The following is a 1,110-nucleotide window of genomic DNA, read 5'->3' on the forward strand; positions in this document are numbered from 1 at the left end:
GCCCGTTCGGCCTGCGCGGCCTGGTCGACCATGGCCAGTTTTTCGGCGCTCATAGGGTGAGGTCCTTGTCAGTCAGCAACTGATGCGTCAATGCGCTGTTGAGGTTGTCCAGGCGCTGGTGGGGCAACACACCAGGCTCGGCCAGCAACTGCCGGTAGGCGCCGTGCTCCGGGCCATCGGGAAAGTCCGCCCCCAGCACTGCGTAGAAACGCGCCCAGAGCAGCACCTCCTCCACTGCACTGAAGCCATTGCGCGCCGCACTGCCCTGACAGTCCATGGCCCATTGCTGCAAAGCCGTCGGTTCCTGCGATCCAAGGCATTTCGGGAAATACCGCAGAGCATGTTCGATCAGTTGCCCGGCGAATGTCCGGCGTTTCGCAGCGTTCAGGTCATTGAGCTGCTCTGCCGTGAACACCAGCCACGGCCTTTCCGCGTAAGGGATCGCCGGTTGCTCGGTGAGCTGCCGGATCTGCAGGCCCGGCAGCCGGATCAGGTGCGCCGGTCCCATCAACCGATCCCGCTCTGCTGCGGGCTTGTCCGCCAGCCACAACGCAGTGATGCGGGGATCGTAAAAGCGAAAGAGCACGGTCACATCACCCTCGACACGGGCATGGATCAGGCTGCGCAAATGCTCCAGCAATGCCCCCTCATCGGCTTGCGACTCCAGCCAGAGCCCCGCCGTCGTGCTCCACTCCTGTGAAAAGACCTGCGCCAGAGGACTGTCAGGGGTCACCGCCACCAGTACGGGGCCTGCTTTATCCAGAGCGCTGTAGGCCGTGCGCTGATAAAGCGAGTGAGGCATTACGCCTCCCGTCAGCTCGAACAGGCGTTCCGGAAGGTTTTCGATCTGGATTTGATCCAGCAACAGATACGCCCGATTCATGCGCTCACCTGAGCCAGTTTTTCGCACACGGCGCAGACGGACGCAGCCTGCTCTGCTGCCTGAGCCAGGGCGGCCAATTGCGTGGTCATGGATAACGCAAGGAGCGTTTGTGAAGATTCCGGCGCCGCCAGTGCCGACTGCGCGGCGGCCCCCGCCACCGGCGCACCACCCTCGACAATCGCCACGCTGCTGAAGATCCCGCCCGAATTGATCACGATGTGATGCCC

At 63.1% G+C, this 1,110-nt stretch carries 1 protein-coding gene and 1 pseudogene; both read right to left on the reverse strand.

What is annotated here, in order from left to right; translation table 11 throughout:
- Positions 1 to 49: 49 nt before the first annotated feature.
- Positions 50 to 883 (reverse strand): DUF4123 domain-containing protein, encoded by an 834-nt coding sequence (locus MKZ87_RS28820; protein WP_266202221.1) that lies wholly within the window; start codon positions 881 to 883, stop codon positions 50 to 52.
- Positions 880 to 1,110, reverse strand: a pseudogene (locus MKZ87_RS28825) (type VI secretion system tip protein VgrG); the annotation flags it as partial. The pseudogene MKZ87_RS28825 and the gene MKZ87_RS28820, both read right to left, overlap by 4 nt.

This window comes from Pseudomonas sp. MCal1, from assembly GCF_026341415.1.
Classification (GTDB): domain Bacteria; phylum Pseudomonadota; class Gammaproteobacteria; order Pseudomonadales; family Pseudomonadaceae; genus Aquipseudomonas.